Source organism: Providencia sp. 6390 (genome assembly GCF_058148425.1).
This window is the reverse complement of the sequence record NZ_JBYVYL010000005.1, coordinates 243466-264227: the sequence shown is the minus strand read 5'-3', so window position 1 is coordinate 264227 and position 20762 is coordinate 243466. Positions and strand designations below refer to the sequence as shown.

The following is a 20762-nucleotide window of genomic DNA, read 5'->3' as shown; positions in this document are numbered from 1 at the left end:
TGAGCGTTATTTGTTAACACAGTTGTAATATGAGGTTAATCCCTTGAGTGACATGGCGAAAAACCTGATTCTCTGGTTAGTCATCGCAGTTGTTCTGATGTCCTTGTTCCAGAGTTTTGGCCCAAGCGATTCGAATAGTCGCAGAGTCGATTATTCTACGTTTATCAATGAGTTAGCCCAGGATCAGGTACGTGAAGTTCGTATCACAGGTCGTGAATTAAACGTCAGAAAGGCGGATAATAGCCGCTATACAACTTATCTTCCTATGCAGGATGAGAAGCTGTTAGATACCATGCTAAACAAGCATGTAACTGTCGTTGGTGAACCACCAGAAGAACCTAGCTTACTAACATCTATCTTTATTTCCTGGTTCCCAATGCTTCTGCTGATTGGTGTCTGGATCTTCTTTATGCGCCAAATGCAAGGTGGTGGCGGTAAAGGGGCAATGTCATTCGGTAAAAGCAAAGCGCGAATGCTGACTGAAGACCAGATCAAAACAACCTTTGCAGATGTCGCAGGTTGTGATGAAGCAAAAGAAGAAGTTGGCGAAATCGTTGAGTTCTTACGTGAACCAGCGCGTTTCCAAAAGTTGGGTGGTAAAATTCCAAAAGGCGTCCTGATGGTAGGGCCCCCAGGTACGGGTAAAACATTGCTTGCTAAAGCGATCGCTGGCGAAGCAAAAGTCCCATTTTTTACTATTTCAGGTTCTGACTTTGTCGAAATGTTTGTGGGTGTTGGTGCATCTCGTGTGCGTGACATGTTCGAACAAGCGAAAAAAGCCGCGCCTTGTATTATCTTTATCGATGAAATCGATGCGGTCGGTCGTCAGCGTGGCGCTGGTTTAGGTGGTGGTCACGATGAGCGTGAGCAAACGTTGAACCAAATGTTGGTTGAGATGGACGGTTTTGAAGGTAATGAAGGTATTATTGTCATTGCAGCGACTAACCGTGCAGACGTACTCGACCCTGCGTTATTACGTCCAGGCCGTTTCGACCGTCAAGTTGTGGTTGGTTTACCTGATGTACGTGGCCGTGAACAAATTCTGAAAGTTCATATGCGTCGTGTACCGATTGACCCGAACGTAGATACGTTTATTTTGGCACGTGCAACGCCAGGTTTTTCTGGTGCTGAATTGGCTAACTTAGTCAACGAAGCCGCACTGTTTGCAGCTCGTGCAAATAAGCGTGTGGTGTCAATGGTTGAGTTTGAAAAAGCGCGTGACAAGATTTGGATGGGTGCTGAGCGTCGTTCTCTGATGATGACTGAAGAGCAAAAAGAATCGACGGCTTACCATGAAGCAGGGCATATGATCGTGGGTCATTTGATGCCTGAGCATGATCCTGTTCATAAAGTCACAATTGTACCTCGTGGGCAAGCACTGGGTGTGGCTTTCTTCTTACCTGAAGGTGATGAAGTAAGTCGTAGCCGTTTGAAACTTGAGGGTATGATTGCAACCGCTTATGCAGGTCGTATCTCAGAAGAGCTGATTTACGGTCGCGATAAAGTAACAACAGGTGCTTCATCTGATATTCAATTTGCAACGAATACTGCACGTAACATGGTAACTCAATGGGGCTTCTCAGACCGTTTGGGCCCAATGCAGTATTCTAAAGAGGAAGGCCCTGCATTCTTAGGTCGTTCTTCAGGCAATGGCTCAGGTATTTCTGATGAAACAGCACGTATTGTTGATGAAGAAATCAAAATTATCCTAGACCATTGTTACCAGCTAGCTTATAAAACGCTAACAGACAATATTGATATTTTGCATGCCTCTAAAGATGCATTATTGAAATATGAAACGATTGATATGCCTCAGATTGATGATCTGATGAATAGACGTCCAGTGCGTGAGCCAGCAGGTTGGGATGAAGACAAAAAAGTCAGTAATGTAACAGGTTCGTTTGGTGCAGGTTCTAGTAGTTCAAAACCTGAAACAAACACTGAGACTTCTTCATCTGAAGAACCAAAAAATAGCGCTGATGAATCTAACTCATCAGACAATACTAACGATAATAAACCACAGTAAGTTATTGTTAGATTAGTAATATGAAACCCCAGTTTACTGGGGTTTTTTACATTGAGGTATAATAGTAATGAAAATCAATGCTAGAGGCTGTGAACTTGATTTATCAACGCCCAAAGTGATGGGGATTCTGAATGTTACTCCTGACTCATTCTCAGATGGTGGCACTCATAATCGTTATCATGATGCTATTGAACACGTTGCTAAAATGGTCAATGAGGGGGCAACCATTATCGATATTGGCGGTGAGTCAACGCGCCCTGGTGCCGCTGATGTCTCCGTTAATGAAGAATTAGATCGTGTGATCCCCATCGTAGAAGCCATCGCACAACGTTTTGATGTGTGGATTTCTGTTGATACTTCAAAAGCAGAGGTTATGTCAGAAGCCGCTAAGGCAGGTATGCATCTAATCAATGATATTCGTTCATTACATGAAGAGGGTAGCCTAGAAGTTGCAGCCAAAACAGGCTTGCCAGTCTGTATTATGCATATGCAAGGTCAGCCTCGTACCATGCAAGAAGCACCTAATTATGAAAATGTGGTGCGAGAAGTGAAAGATTATTTTTATTCAGAAATTGAGCGTTGTGTCGCAGCAGGTATTAAGCGACAACAGATAATACTTGATCCTGGTTTTGGTTTTGGTAAGAACTTGTCGCATAATTACCAATTATTAGGAAACTTAGATCAGTTTCATGATTTCGGATTACCGCTATTGGCAGGTGTGTCGCGTAAATCTATGATTGGGAACTTATTGAATGTTCCACCTCAAGAACGGCTTGCGGGCAGCATTACTTGTGCAACCATTGCTTTGATGCAAGGAGCGCAAATTATTCGTGTCCATGATGTTAAAGAGACAGTTCATGCAATGAAGATCGTTCAGATGACTCTGTCAGAAAAGGAAAAGTTAGCGTATGAGTAACCGTAAATATTTTGGTACTGATGGTATTCGTGGCAAGGTAGGTGATAGCCCAATTACACCTGATTTCGTTTTAAAATTAGGCTGGGCAGCAGGTAAAGTGCTTGCGCGTCACGGTTCACGAAAAATTATTATTGGTAAAGATACGCGTATCTCTGGTTACATGTTGGAGTCATCGCTAGAAGCTGGCTTAGCGGCAGCTGGGCTTTCGGCCTCTTTCACGGGTCCAATGCCAACACCTGCGGTTGCTTATTTGACTCGTACTTTCCGTGCAGAAGCAGGGATCGTTATTTCAGCATCACATAACCCTTATGATGATAATGGTATTAAATTCTTTTCTATCGATGGCACAAAATTACCTGATGAAGTTGAAGAAGCCATTGAAGCTGAAATGGAAAAACCAATTACTTGTGTTGAATCGGCAGAACTGGGTCGTGCAAACCGTATTGTGGATGCAGCAGGCCGCTATATTGAATTCTGCAAAGGCACCTTCCCAAGCGAACAAAGCCTTTCTAGCTTAAAAGTGGTTATTGATTGTGCGAATGGTGCCACTTACCACATTGCACCGAACGTTTTCCGTGAGTTAGGCGCAGACGTTATTGCTATTGGTTGTGAGCCTAATGGGATCAATATTAATGAAAAATGCGGTGCAACAGATGTACGCATGCTGCAAGAGCGTGTGATTGCTGAGAAAGCTGACGTCGGTTTGGCATTTGATGGTGATGGTGACCGTTTAATTATGGTTGATCACCAAGGTAATAAGGTTGATGGCGACCAAATCCTGTATATCATCGCTCGCGAAGCGCTACGCCAAGGCCAACTTAAAGGCGGTGTGATTGGTACTTTAATGAGTAATATGGGCCTTGAAATTGCACTAAAACAGCTCGGTATACCTTTTGAGCGTGCAAAAGTCGGTGACCGTTACGTTCTTGAAAAATTACAAGAAAAAGGTTGGCGCATGGGGGCTGAAAACTCAGGCCACATTATATTATTAGACAAAACCACAACGGGCGACGGTATTGTTGCTGGTTTGCAGGTATTAAGTGCGATGGTGCGTAACCAAATGAGTCTACATGACCTATGCAGCGGTATGAAATTACTGCCACAGGTATTGGTTAACGTGCGTTTCGCAGGTTCGCATGATCCGCTACAAAGTGAAGCAGTATTAGCGGCTAACGAGCAAGTTGAAAAAGAACTCGCAGGCAAAGGCCGAGTATTGTTGAGAAAGTCAGGTACTGAACCTCTGATCCGCGTTATGGTTGAAGGTGAAAACGAAGCCGATGTATTAGCAATGGCTAATCGTATTGCTGATGCAGTGAAAGCAGCAGGCTAGTAAAATTTATTGGTGACTACTGTTTAAAAATAGGCTTGTTGTTGGGCTGAAAATCATGTTGTCGGTTATTTCATTCATTTGTTGTTTTTTTCCGCAAATGAACTAAGGAAATAAAATTTGACTTGCTTGTCAGCTCAGCATTGGTTAGTATTCGCACCTGCTCATTCCCGTAAAGGTCATTCCTCAAGGGCGATAGAGCAGGTGTGCAGTATTACAGGTCATAGATACTATGAACCGCAACTGAATAGGTAACTCAAATGTACATAGCTCTTTTAATTATTTTCTTGCTAGCGGCAATCGGCCTAATTGGTCTGATCATGTTACAGCAAGGTAAAGGTGCTGACATGGGTGCATCATTCGGTGCGGGTGCTTCTGCAACACTGTTTGGTTCATCGGGTTCAGGTAATTTCATGACCCGTATGACTGGGATCTTGGCTGCTGTGTTTTTCGTTATCAGTTTGATTCTTGGCAATATGACTGCCAACAAATACGGAACTGGTAGCAAGTGGGAAAACATTAGTGAACCTACTAAAGTCGAGCAACCAACAGACGTTCCGGCAGCACCAGCTACACCTACGAGTGATATTCCTCGTTAAGTGTTAAAGATCCCGGATGAAGGCATTTAAGCCATCATCAAAGAAGTAAAGAATTTGAGGTTATTGTTTATTATAAACGGATAACCTCGCCTCAGTGCCGAGGTGGTGAAATTGGTATACACGCTACCTTGAGGTGGTAGTGCCTACAAAACGGGCGTACGGGTTCAAGTCCCGTCCTCGGCACCATTATTTAAGATGACTTGTGATCTACGAGTTATCTGTGTAGAATATGTCACGTTTTCGAACGCGGGGTGGAGCAGCTTGGTAGCTCGTCGGGCTCATAACCCGAAGGTCGTCGGTTCAAATCCGGCCCCCGCAACCAATTCTTAGTCAACATATCTTGTCAGATGTATTTATCGTAAATTCTCATCGATTTATCTAGATTTTAAAGATATACTAAGAACATGGTGAACCCGTTGGCACTACAGGGTCCAGTTTCATAAAGCCCCGAAATTTCGGGGTTTTTTGTTATTTGACAATCGAATTAACTGGGCTTTTATAGCCCTTTTTTTATGTCTGGGGGTGGGCTTGTCCACATTAGAGCAAAAATTAACAGAGATGATTTCAGCACCGGTGGAAGCACTTGGCTTTGAATTTGTAGGCTTAGAGTTTGTCCGCGCGCGTACATCGACATTGCGTGTTTTCATTGATAGTGAAGAAGGCATCACCGTTGATGATTGTGCTGATGTCAGCCATCAGGTGAGTGCAGTATTGGATGTCGAAGATCCAATTTCTGTTATTTATAACCTAGAAATTTCGTCACCAGGGCTAGAGCGCCCGCTGTTCACTGTCGCCCATTATGAGCGTTTTGTCGGTGAAGAGGTGGCACTGACTTTGCGCATTGCGATGCAGAACCGCCGTAGATGGCAAGGTATTATTAAATCCGTCGAAGGTGAAATGATAACGGTTACTGTGGATGGTAAGGATGAAGTGTTCGCCCTTGGCAACATCCAGAAAGCTAACTTGGTCCCCCACTTTTAATTAAGTTCAATGAGGCAACTAGGATGAACAAAGAAATTCTGGCTGTTGTTGAAGCGGTTTCTAACGAAAAATCCCTCCCTCGTGAAAAAATCTTCGAGGCTCTGGAAACTGCACTAGCAACAGCAACCAAAAAGAAATATGAGCAAGAGATCGATGTTCGTGTAGAAATCGACCGTAAATCAGGTGACTTTGATACGTTTCGCCGTTGGTTGATCGTTGATGAAGTGACTATGCCAACACGTGAAATCACGTTAGAAGCAGCACAATATGAAAACCCAGAGTTTAAACTGGGCGAGTATGTTGAAGATCAGATTGAATCTGTTGTTTTTGACCGTATTACGACACAAACGGCAAAACAAGTTATCGTTCAAAAAGTTCGTGAAGCTGAACGTGCAATGGTAGTTGACCAATTCCGTGAGCAACAAGGTGAAATCATCACTGCTCAAGTGAAGAAAGTTAATCGTGAAAATATCACGTTAGATTTGGGCAACAATGCTGAAGCGGTTATTTTGCGTGAAGACATGTTACCACGTGAAAACTTCCGTCCAGGTGACCGCATCCGCGGAGTCCTGTATGATGTTCGTCCTGAAGCACGTGGTGCACAGCTTTTTGTTACCCGTTCTCGTCCTGAAATGTTGGTTGAACTGTTCCGCATTGAAGTACCTGAAATTGGTGAAGAGATCATCGAAATCAAAGCTGCTGCTCGTGATCCAGGTTCTCGCGCTAAGATCGCAGTGAAAACTAACGATAAGCGTATTGACCCAGTCGGTGCTTGCGTAGGTATGCGCGGTGCACGGGTTCAAGCCGTATCTAGTGAATTAGGCGGCGAGCGAATTGATATTGTGTTATGGGATGATAACCCAGCTCAGTTCGTTATTAATGCAATGGCTCCGGCTGATGTGGCATCTATTGTGGTCGATGAAGACAAATGCACGATGGATGTTGCCGTAGAAAGCAGTAACTTGGCTCAAGCGATTGGCCGTAATGGTCAAAACGTTCGCTTAGCAGCACAATTACTGAAAAAACACCGTGGTGATGACAAATGGGAACTGAATGTCATGACTGCAGAAGAGCTGAATGCTAAACATCAGGCAGAAGCACATGCTTCTATTGACACATTCACCAAGCATCTTGATATTGATGAAGAGTTCGCCACTGCACTTGTTGAAGAAGGCTTCTCGACGTTAGAAGAACTGGCCTACGTGCCTATTAAAGAGCTTCTGGAAATTGACGGTCTCGACTCCGATACTGTTGAAGTTCTACGTGAAAGAGCAAAAGCGGCCCTAACCACGATTGAATTGGCTCAAAAAGAGAGCCTAGGTGATAATCAGCCAGCAGAAGATTTATTGAATCTGGAAGGTATGGATAATACTCTAGCTTATAATTTGGCTACTCATGGTATCTGTACACTGGAAGATCTTGCTGAGCAGGGCATCGACGACCTGATTGATATTGAAGGTCTGGATGGTGAGAAAGCAGGAGCACTCATCATGGCTGCACGTAATATTTGCTGGTTCGGTAACGATGCGTAAACACTGTAGCAGGAAGGAACGGCATGACAGAAACTGTAAAATCATTGGCAGCAGAAATTCAAACCACAGTTGAGCGCCTAGTACAGCAATTTGCTGAAGCAGGGATCAAAAAAAGTGAGAATGACTCTGTTAGTCAGTCAGAAAAAGAAACATTGCTGGGGCACTTAAATCGTGAACACGGCGGCTCGGCGGGTCAGCCGAGTAAGTTAACATTGCAACGTAAAACGCGTAGTACGTTGAGTGTTCCAGTCACCGGTGGTAAAAGTAAATCGGTAAATGTAGAAGTCCGCAAAAAACGCACTTATGTGAACCGTGACGCTGAGCAAGCGCAAGCGGAAGAGCAGGCGAAGCGTGAAGCGGAAGAGCAGGCACAGCGCGAAGCTGAAGAACTGGCAAAACGTGAAGCTGAAGCTAAACGTATCGCAGAAGAAAATGCGAAGCATGAAGCACAGGCAAAACGTGATGCCGAAGACAAAGCAAAACGTGAAGCAGCTGAAAAAGCTACGCGCGAAGTAGCGGAAAGAGAAAAAGTGAAACCAAGCGAAAATCATCAAAAAGCTGGCAAAGCCGGTGAGAGCAATTCTGAAAAACAGCGCCTTGAAGCCGAGGCCGCAGCTCTGAAACGCAAAGCGGAAGAAGAAACTCAACGTAAAGTTGAAGCTGAAGCGAAACGCGTTGCAGAAGAGGCGCGTAAAATGGCAGAAGAAAACGGCGAAAAATGGACCAGTGATTCAAAGTCTGAAGAAGATAGCGACTATCACACAACAACCTCTCAACATGCGCGTGCAGCGGAAGATGAGAGTGATGAGAAAGAAGAAGGCCGTCGTTCTCGTAACCGTAGTGCGAAAGCGCCTCGCCAGAAGAAAGGCAACAAACTTTCTGAGAAAGCTGATCGTGAAGAAGAACGCGCTGCTGGCCGTTCTGGTCGCGTCAAAGGTAAACAACGTAAGGGTAGCTCACTGCAACAAAGCTTTACTAAGCCTGCTGCAGCGGTAAACCGTGATGTTGTTATCGGTGAAACGATCACCGTTGGCGAACTGGCTAACAAAATGGCCGTTAAAGGCTCACAAGTTATTAAAACAATGATGAAGATGGGCGCTATGGCGACTATCAACCAAGTCATTGACCAAGAAACTGCACAACTTGTTGCAGAAGAAATGGGGCACAAAGTTATCCTGCGTCGTGAAAACGAGCTAGAAGAAGCGGTAATGAACGACCGTGATACTGGTTCAGCAGTTGAAGAGCCACGTGCACCAGTAGTGACGATTATGGGTCACGTTGACCACGGTAAAACATCACTACTTGACTATATTCGTTCAACTAAAGTTGCTTCAGGCGAAGCGGGTGGGATCACCCAGCACATTGGTGCATACCATGTGCAGACTGACAAAGGTATGATCACTTTCTTAGATACCCCAGGTCACGCCGCGTTTACCTCGATGCGTGCTCGTGGTGCGCAAGCAACGGATATCGTTGTCCTGGTTGTTGCAGCAGATGATGGTGTGATGCCACAAACTATCGAAGCTATCCAACATGCGAAAGCTGCTGGTGTGCCAATCGTTGTTGCTGTGAACAAAATTGATAAACCAGAAGCTGATCCAGACCGCGTAAGAAATGAACTGTCACAATATGGCGTTATTTCTGAAGATTGGGGTGGTGATACTCAGTTTATCAGCGTATCTGCGAAAAAAGGAACAGGTATTGATGACCTGCTCGACGCAATCCTACTGCAAGCTGAAGTTTTAGAACTGAAAGCGGTTTATGCAGGTATGGCAAGCGGTGTTGTTGTTGAGTCTTACCTTGATAAAGGTCGCGGTCCAGTAGCAACGATCCTTGTTCAAGAAGGTACCTTGAACAAAGGTGATATCGTACTGTGTGGCTTTGAATACGGTCGTATTCGTGCAATGCGTAACGAACTAGGTAAAGAGGTACAATCTGCGGGCCCATCAATGCCTGTTGAGATCCTCGGTCTGTCAAACGTCCCATCAGCAGGTGATGAAGCGACAGTGGTTCGTGATGAGAAGAAAGCTCGTGAAGTTGCATTGTATCGTCAAGGCAAGTTCCGTGATGTTAAACTGGCTCGCCAGCAGAAATCTAAACTGGAAAACATGTTTGCTAACATGGAAGACGGTAAAGTTTCTGAATTGAATATCGTTCTGAAAACCGACGTTCAAGGAACTTGTGAAGCGATCACTGATTCACTGATGAAACTGTCAACTGATGAAGTTAAAATCAAAATCATCGGCTCTGGCGTTGGTGGTATCACTGAAACTGATGCAACACTGGCTGCAGCGTCTAACGCAATCATCCTTGGCTTTAACGTACGTGCTGATGCATCTGCTCGCCGTGTTATCGAAAGTGAAAGCGTCGACCTACGTTACTACTCCGTTATCTATAGCCTGATTGATGAAATCAAACAAGCAATGAGCGGTATGTTGGCGCCTGAGTACAAACAGCAAATCATGGGTCTTGCAGAAGTTCGTGATGTATTTAAATCACCGAAATTTGGTGCAATCGCTGGTTGTATGGTGACTGAAGGGATCATCAAACGTAATAACCCAATCCGTGTTTTACGTGATAACGTGGTTATTTACGAAGGTGAGCTTGAATCACTGCGTCGCTTTAAAGATGACGTCAACGAAGTGCGTAATGGCATGGAATGTGGTATCGGTGTTAAGAACTACAACGATGTTCGTGTTGGCGATATGATCGAAGTCTTTGAAGTAATTGAAATTAAACGTTCAATTGACGGTTAATTTCACTAGTGCCCACGATTTAATATGTGGGTACTAATTGATATATTTTTAGAGGGGGCTTTTGCCCCCTTTAATATCAAGTATCAGGAGATATGGATATGGCAAGAGAATTTAGTCGTTCTCAGCGCGTAGCACAAGAAATGCAAAAAGAAATTGCAATCATCTTGCAACGCGAAGTTAAAGATCCTCGTATTGGTATGGCAACGGTTTCTGGTGTTGAACTATCAAGAGACTTGGCCTACGGTAAAGTATTTGTCACCTTCTTAAACATTTCTCATGAAGAGCATGAGTCACAAATGGTTCAAGATGGTATTAAAGCTCTGAATGAGGCTTCAGGTTTTATTCGTTCTTTATTAGGTAAAGCGATGCGTTTACGCGTCATTCCAGAGTTAACGTTCTCTTACGATAGCTCACTGGTTGATGGTATGCGTATGTCTAACTTAGTTTCGAATGTTATTCGTAATGATGAAATACGCCGTGCAAATGCGGACGATAAAGAGGAAAAATAATGGGGCGTCGTCGTAGCGGCCGTAATATAGATGGCGTTGTGCTGCTGGATAAACCCACTGATATTTCTTCAAATGATGCGCTGCAAAAAGTGCGGCGCTTCTTCAATGCAAATAAAGCGGGCCATACTGGTGCGTTAGACCCACTTGCAACTGGGATGCTTCCAGTCTGTCTTGGTGAAGCAACCAAGTTCTCTCAGTTTTTACTCGATTCAGATAAACGTTATCGCGTGATTGCTCGCCTAGGGCAACGTACCGATACCTCTGATTCTCATGGCGAAATCATCAGCGAGCGTAACATTGAGTTTACACAAGCTCAGCTTGATAATGCTTTAGAGCACTTTCGTGGTGATACCTTGCAAGTCCCTTCTATGTATTCTGCATTGAAACATCAGGGGCGCCCTTTGTATGAGTATGCACGAAAAGGGATCACGGTGGAGCGTGAAGCTAGGCCAATTACAGTTTATGAGCTACAGTTTATCCGTTTTGAGGGGAATGAGCTTGAGCTGGAAATTCACTGCTCTAAAGGCACCTATATTCGAACGATTATTGATGATTTAGGTGAGATGTTAGGCTGTGGTGCCCATGTTATTTACCTGCGCCGAGTCCAAGTGGCAAATTATCCGTACGAACGCATGGTGACATTGGAACAGTTGGCTGAGTTGAGAGCTAAAATAGACGCTGGTGAAGGTTCTTTTGAATCCTTGCTCGACAGTTTATTGTTACCAATGGATACTGCGGTTGTACACTTTCCAGCTGTTAATTTAACTGAGGAAACGGCGGCTTATTTCAAGCAAGGTCAACCAGTTAGAGCTGATATTGGCGAGTTGGCTGAAGGAACTCTGATCCGAGTGACTCGTGGTGACTCCCAATGCTTTATTGGTATTGCTGTGATTAGCGAAGATCTTCGGGTTGCCCCGAAGCGTTTAGTCGTCGAAAATGAATAATCCGCATTGCGGCACTTATTGCTTTGCACCGCTAAGCAGCGTAGAATAGCGGCGCTTAATCTGTGAGATGCTAAATTAGAGATTGGCTCTCATTACATACATTTATATATTTTTGGAGTTCATTATGTCTCTAAGTACTGAAGCTAAAGCAAAAATCGTTGCTGAATTCGGCCGCGGTGAAAACGACACTGGTTCAAGCGAAGTTCAAATCGCTCTGTTAACTGCTCAAATCAACCATCTGCAAAGCCACTTTTCAGAGCACAAAAAAGATCACCACAGCCGTCGTGGTCTGCTGCGTATGGTTGCTCAGCGTCGTAGATTGCAAGCTTACTTGAAAGGTAAAGACATCGCGCGTTATACCGCTCTTATCGAGCGTTTAGGCCTGCGTCGCTAGTCTGATTAGTTTTAAAGAAAAGGGGCCAGCGGCCCCTTTTCTTCTAAAAGTTATATTTAAAGTTGAAGTAATACTCGAATTATACTTAACTTAAATGCTAAGCTATGATCCGTAATTAGTTGTTTTATTAACGCCTCTTCAGCTACACCGATTCGCGCGGCTAATGAGAAAATTGATAACATGAACATCTGTGTTCTCATTAGTCGCGAGGCTGTGGTAGGAAGAGAAAGCCAATGTCGCTAGAAAAGCTCCAGCGGCCTAAAAATGAAGGGTAATATTTTGTTAAATCCTATCGTTCGCAAATTCCAATATGGTCAGCACACGGTATCCATTGAAACTGGCATGATCGCTCGTCAAGCGACAGCTGCCGTCATGGTGAATATGGATGACACTGCGGTTTTCGTTACTGCGGTAGCTCAGAAAAAAGTTAAAGAAGGGCAAGATTTTTTCCCTCTGACTGTTAACTATCAAGAGCGTACCTACGCGGCAGGCCGTATTCCAGGTAGTTTCTTTCGTCGTGAAGGCCGCCCGGGTGAAGGTGAAACACTGATCGCTCGTCTGATTGACCGCCCATTACGCCCACTGTTTCCAGAAGGCTTCCTGAACGAAATCCAAATCATTGCTACTGTGGTTTCTGTTAACCCACAGGTTAACCCTGATATCGTTGCAATGATCGGTGCATCAGCTGTATTGGCACTGTCAGGTGTTCCTTTTAATGGTCCAATCGGTGCGGCACGCGTTGGTTTTATCAATGACCAATATGTATTGAACCCAACTGCTGATGAATTGAAATCAAGTCGCCTTGATTTAGTGGTTGCAGGTACTGAAAGCGCAGTTCTGATGGTTGAATCAGAAGCTGAGCTGTTAAGTGAAGAACAAATGCTTGGTGCAGTTGTTTTTGGTCACGACCAACAGCAAGTTGTTATTAAAGAAATTAACGAATTAGTTAAACAAGCTGGCAAAGAAAAATGGGATTGGCAAGCTGAGCCAGTTAACCAAGCTCTGCAAGATAAAGTGGCTGCATTAGCTGAAAGCCGTATGGGCGATGCATATCGTATCACTGAGAAACAAGAGCGTTATGCACAAGTTGACTTGATTAAAGATGAAGTCACTGCGGCAATCGTTGCTGAAGACGAAAACGTTGATACTTCTGAAGTTGCAGACATCCTTGCTAACTTAGAAAAACAAGTTGTACGTAGCCGTGTTATCCGTGGTGAGCCACGTATCGATGGTCGTGAGAAAGATATGGTCCGTGCGCTCGACGTACGTACTGGTGTTCTACCACGTACTCATGGTTCAGCTCTGTTTACTCGTGGTGAAACACAGGCGCTAGTCACTGCAACGCTGGGTACTGAGCGTGATGCACAGGTAATCGACCAATTAATGGGCGAGTACACTGACCGCTTCTTGTTCCACTATAACTTCCCTCCATACTCTGTTGGTGAAACAGGCATGGTTGGTTCGCCTAAGCGTCGTGAAATTGGTCATGGTCGTTTAGCAAAACGTGGTGTTCTGGCTGTGATGCCAAACCACGCTGATTTCCCATACACAGTACGTGTTGTATCTGAAATCACTGAATCAAATGGTTCATCTTCAATGGCTTCTGTATGTGGTGCTTCTCTGGCTCTGATGGACGCTGGTGTACCAATTAAAGCGGCTGTTGCAGGTATTGCTATGGGTCTGGTTAAAGAAGGCGACGATTTCGTTGTACTTTCTGACATCCTTGGTGACGAAGACCACTTAGGTGATATGGACTTTAAAGTGGCTGGTAGCCGTGATGGTATCAGTGCACTGCAAATGGACATTAAGATTGAAGGTATCACTCGCGAAATCATGCAAGTTGCATTGAACCAAGCGAAGGGTGCTCGTCTGCACATTTTAGGCACTATGGAACAAGCGATTAACAGCCCTCGTGAAGAGATCTCTGAATTCGCACCACGTATCTATACTATCCGTATCAACCCAGACAAGATCAAAGATGTTATCGGTAAAGGTGGTTCAGTGATCCGTGCACTGACTGAAGAAACTGGTACAACCATTGAAATTGAAGATGATGGTACTGTGAAAATTGCTGCAACTGATGGCCTGAAAGCAAAAGAAGCTATCCGTCGCATCGAAGAGATCACTGCAGAAGTTGAAGTTGGCCGTATCTATCAAGGTAAGGTTACTCGTATCGTTGACTTCGGTGCATTCGTTGCTATCGGTGGCGGTAAAGAAGGTTTAGTTCACATTTCTCAAATCGCTGATAAGCGTGTTGAGAAAGTGACTGACTATCTGCAAATGGGTCAAGAAGTTCCTGTTAAGGTATTGGAAATCGACCGTCAAGGCCGTATCCGCCTAAGCATGAAAGAAGCTGTCGCAACGGAAGAAGCTCCAGCGCAGCAACAGGACTCAGCAGAATAGGCTGATACTGGAACAGCGCCCTTCAAGTGAGGGCGCATTTAGCCGTAAATTTGCTGAAATAGTGGTAATGTAAGGACGGAGTATGCTGAACAGTATCTGTCTTCGGTTTAGGGACTTAAACACGTTTGCTCGTGTGGTCTCTGCGCTTATCTTTTTTGTCCTACTTGGATGTAGCAGTAAGGATTGGCGTAAAAACGAGGTATTTGCCGTTCCTTTGCAACCATCATTACAGCAAGAAGTGATATTGGCTCGTATGGAACAAATTCTTGCGAGCCGATCTTTGACCGATGATGAGTACGCCCAGCTTTTATATGAGCGCGGAGTGTTGTATGATAGTCTCGGTTTGAGGGCATTAGCGCGCAATGATTTTTCAACTGCGTTAGCGATCCGCCCAGATATTCCTGAAATCTTTAACTTTTTAGGAATATATTTTACGCAGGCTGGCAACTATGATGCCGCCTATGAAGCGTTTGATTCTGTATTAGAGCTTGATCCAACTTACAATTTCGCGCGTATGAACCGCGGCATCGCATTATATTACGGTGGCCGTCATAAATTAGCGCAGGATGATCTGCTGGCGTATTATCAGATAGATCCAAATGATCCTTTTCGTTCTCTGTGGCTTTATCTCGTTGAAAAAGACATAGACCCGCATATGGCGCAAGAAAACCTTGCAGCTCGTTATAACCGTGCGGAGAAGGGGCAATGGGGCTGGAATATCGTAGAGTTTTATCTCGGTGACATCAGTGAAAACACATTGATGACGCGTTTGAAGGAAACTTTTACGGATAACACTTCGCTCGCTGAGCATCTCAGTGAAACTAACTTCTATTTAGGTAAGCATTACCTAAGTCTGGGGGATAAGGATAGCGCAACTGCGTTATTCAAACTGACGGTGGCTAACAACGCTCACAGCTTTGTTGAACACCGCTATGCATTGTTGGAATTGGCGCTGTTAGGCCAAGAACAAGACGACCTTTTAGAATCGGGCCAGCAATAGCTGACGAACATTTCATGATTATTTTTTGAGTCATCATCCTTAGGGGTGACGGCCTATTTGTTCGTTTAATAACACAATTTGAGCCAGTTCACATTTTAAATGAAAATGACCGAAATGAATTTCGCACGGTTATGTAAACTGGCCGCCATTAAGTATGAGGCACCTTTACATGACCACCGAGACTGATATCTCTTTCGCTGATTTAGGTTTATCAGCGTCTATTTTGACTGCACTAAACGACCTGGGATACGAAAAACCTTCACCAATCCAGCAGCAATGTATTCCATTGTTGATGGAAGGTAATGATGTGCTGGGTATGGCACAGACAGGTAGTGGTAAAACCGCTGCTTTCAGTCTGCCACTGCTTCACAACATCGACCCTGATTTAAAAGCTCCGCAAATTTTAGTTCTTGCTCCAACTCGTGAGTTGGCAGTGCAAGTTGCTGAAGCGATGGGCGATTTTTCTAAACACATGAGCCGCGTTAACGTTGTTGCTCTGTATGGTGGCCAACGCTATGACGTGCAATTACGTGCTCTGCGTCAAGGCCCACAAGTGGTTGTCGGTACACCAGGCCGCCTACTTGACCACCTAAAACGTGGTACTTTAGATCTTTCTAAACTGAAAGGCTTAGTACTGGACGAAGCGGATGAAATGCTGCGTATGGGCTTTATTGAAGATGTTGAAAACATCATGAGCCAAATTCCAGCTGAACATCAAACTGCGCTGTTCTCTGCAACTATGCCAGAGCCAATTCGTCGTATTACACGCCGTTTCATGAAAGAGCCTAAAGAAATCCGTATTCAGGCTAGCATTACAACACGTCCAGATATTGCTCAAAGCTATTGGACTGTGTATGGCATGCGTAAAAACGAAGCATTGGTTCGTTTCTTAGAAGCTGAAGATTTTGATGCAGCAATCATCTTTGTTCGTACTAAAAACGCAACGCTGGAAGTGGCTGAAGCCCTTGAACGTAACGGTTATAATAGTGCGGCATTGAATGGTGATATGAACCAAGCACTGCGTGAACAAACGTTAGAGCGTTTGAAAGATGGTCGTTTGGATATTTTGATTGCAACTGACGTTGCGGCTCGCGGCCTTGACGTTGAGCGTATCAGTTTAGTTGTTAACTATGATATCCCAATGGATGCAGAATCTTACGTTCACCGTATCGGTCGTACTGGCCGTGCTGGCCGTGCAGGTCGTGCGTTACTGTTCGTAGAGAACCGTGAGCGTCGTCTGCTGCGTAATGTTGAACGCACCATGAAGCTGACTATTCCAGAAGTTGAGCTGCCAGATGCACAACTGTTAAGCGAGCGTCGTCAGGCTAAATTTGCTGAGAAAATTCAACAGCAATTTGAAAGCAGCGATTTAGACCAATACCGTGCACTGTTGACTAAACTGTCTCCATCAGAAGATGTTGATATGGAAACATTAGCAGCAGCATTGCTGAAAATGGCTCAAGGTGAACGTGCTCTGATCCTGCCACCTGATGCACCGCGTCGTCCACGTCGTGAGTTTAACGACCGTGATGATCGTCGTCGTGAGCGTAGCAACAGCAATGGTAATGGTTTTGATCGTGCAGAACGTGGCGATAAAAGCCGTCGTGAGCGCCGTGATGTTGGCGATATGGAAATGTACCGTATCGAAGTGGGTCGTGATGATGGTGTGGAAGTTCGTCACATTGTTGGTGCGATTGCTAACGAAGCTGACATCAGCAGCCGTTATATCGGTAATATCAAATTGTACGGTACGCACTCTACAATCGAATTACCAAAAGGCATGCCAACTGACGTATTAACGCATTTAAGCCGCGCACGTATTCTGAACAAACCAACACAGATGCAACTGATTGGTGATGCACAACCATTTGAACGCCGTGAGCGTCGTGGTGGTCCACGTCGTGACGGTGGTAGCGAAGGTGGTTTCGGCGCAGGCCGTCGTAATGACCGCGAAGGCGGAAACCGTCGTAGTGGTGGTGGCGATCGTGAGAGCGCAGGTGGTAATCGCCGTGGTGGTAACCGTGATCGTGGTAACAGCAGTGCTCCACGTGGTCGTAATGAAGATCACAATACAGCAGCACCGCGTCGTCGCAGCACTAGCCATAACGCGTAATTAAACTATCGAGTGCCTTGATTAAACAGGCACTTGTTAAAATGCAAAACCCGCTTCCAATTGGATAGCGGGTTTTTTTATGACTTTAATAAATGAATCATTAATCTTCTAACATCTTGATTCTTCCAATCTTTGAAAGGCTTCATCGACGGGCATATAACGACCCGTTTCGATGTCTAATTTAGCCATCATGATTAATGTAAAAAGTGCATCAGCATCTAATTGATCTCTTGTTTGTTGCGATTCATTATTGATATTTTCTATATTCATACTTTACTTCTTATTCAACAACTCTTCTGCATGCCTTTGTGGCATTGGCAGTGTGTCATGGCTGACTATCACTTTTTTAAGCTTATGGTTAAAAGCCGCAACGGTGATCTCTTCGAGTAGCCTGACTTCGACAGGGCTTAAGCCGCCTTCATTTTTTTCTAAGGCTTGGATGACAATGCGGTGGTGTGGTGTTAACGGCAACCGAACACTCAGTTTCATTGCATCGATAAGTTGTACTAGAAGGCTTTGTGCGACATAGAAATCGCCAATGATCAATCGAGATGATGAGAACTCGCCTTCTGCGGTGTACTCTTCATGGGTTTCTAGGTTTTTTAAGGTCATTGAGTTGGTACGGAGTTGTAAGTAGTAGTCGGCCATGTGTGATCTCCCTATATACGCGTCATCTTTTAAATGAGTGTTTTAAATAAGTCCTAGTGCCTCTTTTAACGGCTTTAAGTAGCGGCGGCTTACTGGGATATGTTCTCCCGAACTTAAGACTAGCTCTGCTTGCCCACTATCACCAAACAAAATTTCACTTAATTGGGTCATGTTAACTAAATATTGACGATGGCAGCGTACTAATGGAGTGCGTAGTTCTAAGGTTCTTAGTGTCAGCTCAGTAAAGCCTTCTTGCCCTTGTGTGCTCATTACGTAAACGCCGCTCATTCGTGAAGTCACATACTGTACTTCATCGAGTTTCATTAGCCAGATGCGACTATGGCCGGTGCAAGGGATGAATTTTAATGGCTCATGGTCACTTAAGATCTCAAGATTTTGTTTTTGTCGGCCTTGGCGTAGGCGAGTGAGTGTTTTATTTAGCCTGTCACTTTCGAGCGGTTTTAATAAATAATCAAACGCATGTTCTTCAAAAGCTTGTATAGCAAACTCGTTAAAAGCGGTTAAAAAGACGATATAAGGCCGATCTTCGGGATCGAGCATGCGCACCATTTCCAGACCAGTGATGCGTGGCATTTGAATATCAAGAAATACGACATCAGGTTTCTTTTTGTGGATCACACTGATTGCTTCAATCGCATTGGCACATTCATCCATGATTTCAATATCGTCATGTTCTTCAAGCAAGCAACGTAAATTTTCCCGAGCAAGTGGTTCATCATCAACAATTAATACTTTCATAAGTAGTGTTCTATTATGTTAAAACGTAAGGCAATCGTAACTGTACGCGTGTAAATTGCTCAGGCTCATACTCCACACTCACGCCATATTGTTCGCCATATTTAAGTCTGAGGCGTTTATCTACGAGGCTCATACCCAAACCATCACTTTGCGTTGTGGGTTGATAGAGCCCTGCATTATCTTCTATCTCGATATAAACCTGCTCACCACGTATATAGCTTCTTATTGTAATATATCCAGTCTCTAATAACTGTGAGGTGCCGTGTTTAATTGCATTCTCTACAATGGGTTGTAGCGAAAAAGCAGGTAATTCAACCTGCTTTAAGTGTTCAGGGATATCCAGCTCTATATGTAATTTTTCTTGGAAGCGGGCCTTTTCTATCTGTAAGTAAGCATTCACATGCTCTAATTCTTCGCCTAATGTGGCGTGCTGCTCAGGGCGCTTAAGGTTATTTCTAAAGAAAGTGGAAATATACTGAACTAGCTGACCTGCCTGCTGGCTGTCCCGACGAATAACGGCTTGTAAGGTATTCAATACATTAAATAAAAAGTGTGGGTTAACTTGAGCATGTAATAGTTTTACTTCAGATTGTAATAAGGACTGTTTATTACGCTCATATTGTCCTGCGAGGATCTGCGCCGAAAATAAACTGGCGATCCCTTCACCTAATGTGCGGTTAATTGAACTGAATAGGCGGTTTTTCGCCTCATAAAGCTTAATAGTACCAATAACGCGTTCATTTTCCCCTCTAAGTGGGATCACCAGTGCTGAGCCTAATTTACAGGTAGGGCTTAAAGAGCATTCATAAGGCGTTTCATTACCATCTGCGTAAACGACCTCATTGTTATCGATGGCTCGCCTTGACTGATCTGAGGCTATGGGGGTTCCTGGGCGGTGATGATCAGCTCCAATACCAATAAACGCTAAAATCCTCTCTCTATCTGTGATGGCGACTGCACCAATCTCTAGCTCTTGGTAGATAATTTTAGCGACCTTCATGCTGTTATCTGCATTAAAGCCTTTGCGCAGGATGCCATCAGTACAAAGCGCAATTTTTAGTGCTTGTGCTGAAAATGCGGTTGTATATTTTTCAACAATGGCACGACGGTCAAGTAAAATACGAATAAACATTGCTGCACCGATAGTGTTGGCAATGACCATTGGCGCAGCGATATTTTTGACCAGTTCTAATGCCTCGTCGAAAGGGCGCGCCAATAATAAAATAATTAACATTTGAATAATTTCGGCGACAAAGGTCACACAGCTGGCGGTGAGTGGGTTAAATATTTTATTGATTTGTCCACGTTTCATGTAATAGCGATGCACAAGGCCACCAATTAGCCCTTCAGCGATAGTTGACACCATGCAACTAAAAGCTGTCATCCCCCCGAGGGAGTATCGATGTAGACCACCTGTAAAACCAACAGCAAAACCAACGGCGGGCCCGCCAAGCAAGCCGCCAAGCACTGAGCCGATGGCTCGTGTATTAGCGATTGAATCATTGATATGTAAGCCAAAATAGGTTCCCATCACACAGAAAACTGAGAAAATGACATAACACATCACTTTGTGTGGCAGGCGAATGGTCACCTTTAATAAAGGGATCACTAGTGGGGTTTTACTCAGTGCCCATGCAATGACTAAATAAACACACATCTGCTGCAATAGCAGCAGGATCAGATCGAACTCGTACATTAAGGTTTCCAGTTTTGCTGCTTTAACGGTGGCGATTGTAGCGTAACCTGCTAATTAGATAATAGTGATATGCTATCTTTATTTGACATAAGACTGTACCTGATTCAATAATAGGCGTTTCCCCCTTCTATGTGTGACCTTGCGCACAAATTTATTAAC

18 protein-coding genes and 2 tRNA genes are annotated in these 20762 nt (G+C 44.3%); 16 read left to right on the top strand and 4 right to left on the bottom strand.

Annotation, left to right across the window (positions count from 1 at the left end):
* The first annotated feature begins 43 nt into the window (after positions 1-43).
* From ftsH to AC3Z9T_RS12730, 16 genes are all read left to right on the top strand, one after another.
* Positions 44-2026, top strand: a complete 1983-nt coding sequence (gene ftsH / locus AC3Z9T_RS12805) for an ATP-dependent zinc metalloprotease FtsH (protein ID WP_490126503.1) — start codon at positions 44-46, stop codon at positions 2024-2026.
* 67 nt (positions 2027-2093) lie between these two features.
* Complete coding sequence (gene folP, locus AC3Z9T_RS12800; protein WP_490126502.1) at positions 2094-2942, top strand: dihydropteroate synthase; 849 nt, start codon at positions 2094-2096, stop codon at positions 2940-2942.
* Positions 2935-4272, top strand: coding sequence for a phosphoglucosamine mutase (glmM, locus tag AC3Z9T_RS12795; RefSeq protein WP_490126501.1), 1338 nt, complete (start codon positions 2935-2937; stop codon positions 4270-4272). The genes folP and glmM overlap by 8 nt, the downstream gene beginning before the upstream one ends.
* A 257-nt stretch (positions 4273-4529) precedes the next feature.
* Positions 4530-4868 (top strand): preprotein translocase subunit SecG, encoded by a 339-nt coding sequence (gene secG / locus AC3Z9T_RS12790; protein WP_490126500.1) that lies wholly within the window; start codon positions 4530-4532, stop codon positions 4866-4868.
* A gap of 96 nt (positions 4869-4964) precedes the next feature.
* Positions 4965-5054, top strand: a tRNA-Leu gene (locus AC3Z9T_RS12785).
* Between the two features lie 59 nt (positions 5055-5113).
* Positions 5114-5190 (top strand) — tRNA-Met (locus AC3Z9T_RS12780).
* A 206-nt stretch (positions 5191-5396) separates the two neighbouring features.
* Complete coding sequence (gene rimP, locus AC3Z9T_RS12775; RefSeq protein ID WP_490126499.1) at positions 5397-5849, top strand: ribosome maturation factor RimP; 453 nt, start codon at positions 5397-5399, stop codon at positions 5847-5849.
* A gap of 23 nt (positions 5850-5872) precedes the next feature.
* Entirely contained in the window at positions 5873-7381 is a 1509-nt protein-coding gene (nusA, locus tag AC3Z9T_RS12770; protein ID WP_490126498.1) for a transcription termination factor NusA, read from the top strand.
* Positions 7382-7404: 23 nt separating this feature from the next.
* Positions 7405-10137 carry a translation initiation factor IF-2 gene (gene infB, locus AC3Z9T_RS12765; RefSeq protein WP_490126497.1) on the top strand — a complete coding sequence of 911 codons (2733 nt, stop codon included), beginning with the start codon at positions 7405-7407 and terminating at the stop codon, positions 10135-10137.
* A 98-nt stretch (positions 10138-10235) separates the two neighbouring features.
* Complete coding sequence (gene rbfA, locus AC3Z9T_RS12760) at positions 10236-10646, top strand: 30S ribosome-binding factor RbfA (protein ID WP_070925673.1); 411 nt, start codon at positions 10236-10238, stop codon at positions 10644-10646.
* Positions 10646-11590 (top strand): tRNA pseudouridine(55) synthase TruB, encoded by a 945-nt coding sequence (gene truB / locus AC3Z9T_RS12755; protein WP_490126496.1) that lies wholly within the window; start codon positions 10646-10648, stop codon positions 11588-11590. Before rbfA ends, truB begins: the two co-directional genes overlap by 1 nt.
* 124 nt (positions 11591-11714) lie before the next feature.
* A complete protein-coding gene (gene rpsO, locus AC3Z9T_RS12750) occupies positions 11715-11984 on the top strand; it encodes a 30S ribosomal protein S15 (RefSeq protein WP_006657959.1) in 270 nt (89 codons plus the stop codon).
* Positions 11985-12263: 279 nt separating this feature from the next.
* Positions 12264-14387, top strand: coding sequence for a polyribonucleotide nucleotidyltransferase (gene pnp, locus AC3Z9T_RS12745; RefSeq protein WP_490126618.1), 2124 nt, complete (start codon positions 12264-12266; stop codon positions 14385-14387).
* An 82-nt stretch (positions 14388-14469) separates the two neighbouring features.
* Complete coding sequence (nlpI, locus tag AC3Z9T_RS12740) at positions 14470-15387, top strand: lipoprotein NlpI (protein ID WP_490126495.1); 918 nt, start codon at positions 14470-14472, stop codon at positions 15385-15387.
* A gap of 99 nt (positions 15388-15486) precedes the next feature.
* On the top strand, positions 15487-15573 hold the full coding sequence (locus AC3Z9T_RS12735; protein WP_490126617.1) for a hypothetical protein: 87 nt from the start codon (positions 15487-15489) through the stop codon (positions 15571-15573).
* Entirely contained in the window at positions 15557-17500 is a 1944-nt protein-coding gene (locus AC3Z9T_RS12730) for a DEAD/DEAH family ATP-dependent RNA helicase (RefSeq protein WP_490126494.1), read from the top strand. The genes AC3Z9T_RS12735 and AC3Z9T_RS12730 overlap by 17 nt, the downstream gene beginning before the upstream one ends.
* 108 nt (positions 17501-17608) lie before the next feature.
* Here the strand turns inward: AC3Z9T_RS12730 and AC3Z9T_RS12725 are convergent, their stop codons facing one another.
* From AC3Z9T_RS12725 to AC3Z9T_RS12710, 4 genes are read right to left on the bottom strand one after another with little or no spacing between them, the layout of a single operon-like run.
* Positions 17609-17770 (bottom strand): hypothetical protein, encoded by a 162-nt coding sequence (locus tag AC3Z9T_RS12725; protein WP_490126493.1) that lies wholly within the window; start codon positions 17768-17770, stop codon positions 17609-17611.
* 3 nt (positions 17771-17773) lie between these two features.
* Positions 17774-18148: a YjaA family stress response protein gene (locus tag AC3Z9T_RS12720; RefSeq protein ID WP_490126492.1), complete on the bottom strand. Its 375-nt coding sequence runs from the start codon at positions 18146-18148 to the stop codon at positions 17774-17776.
* Positions 18149-18190: 42 nt separating this feature from the next.
* The gene (gene btsR, locus AC3Z9T_RS12715; RefSeq protein ID WP_490126491.1) at positions 18191-18907 is read right to left on the bottom strand and encodes a two-component system response regulator BtsR; all 717 of its coding nucleotides are present in this window, start codon (positions 18905-18907) and stop codon (positions 18191-18193) included.
* A gap of 13 nt (positions 18908-18920) precedes the next feature.
* Entirely contained in the window at positions 18921-20603 is a 1683-nt protein-coding gene (locus tag AC3Z9T_RS12710; RefSeq protein WP_490126490.1) for a LytS/YhcK type 5TM receptor domain-containing protein, read from the bottom strand.
* Between the last annotated feature and the right edge of the window lie 159 nt (positions 20604-20762).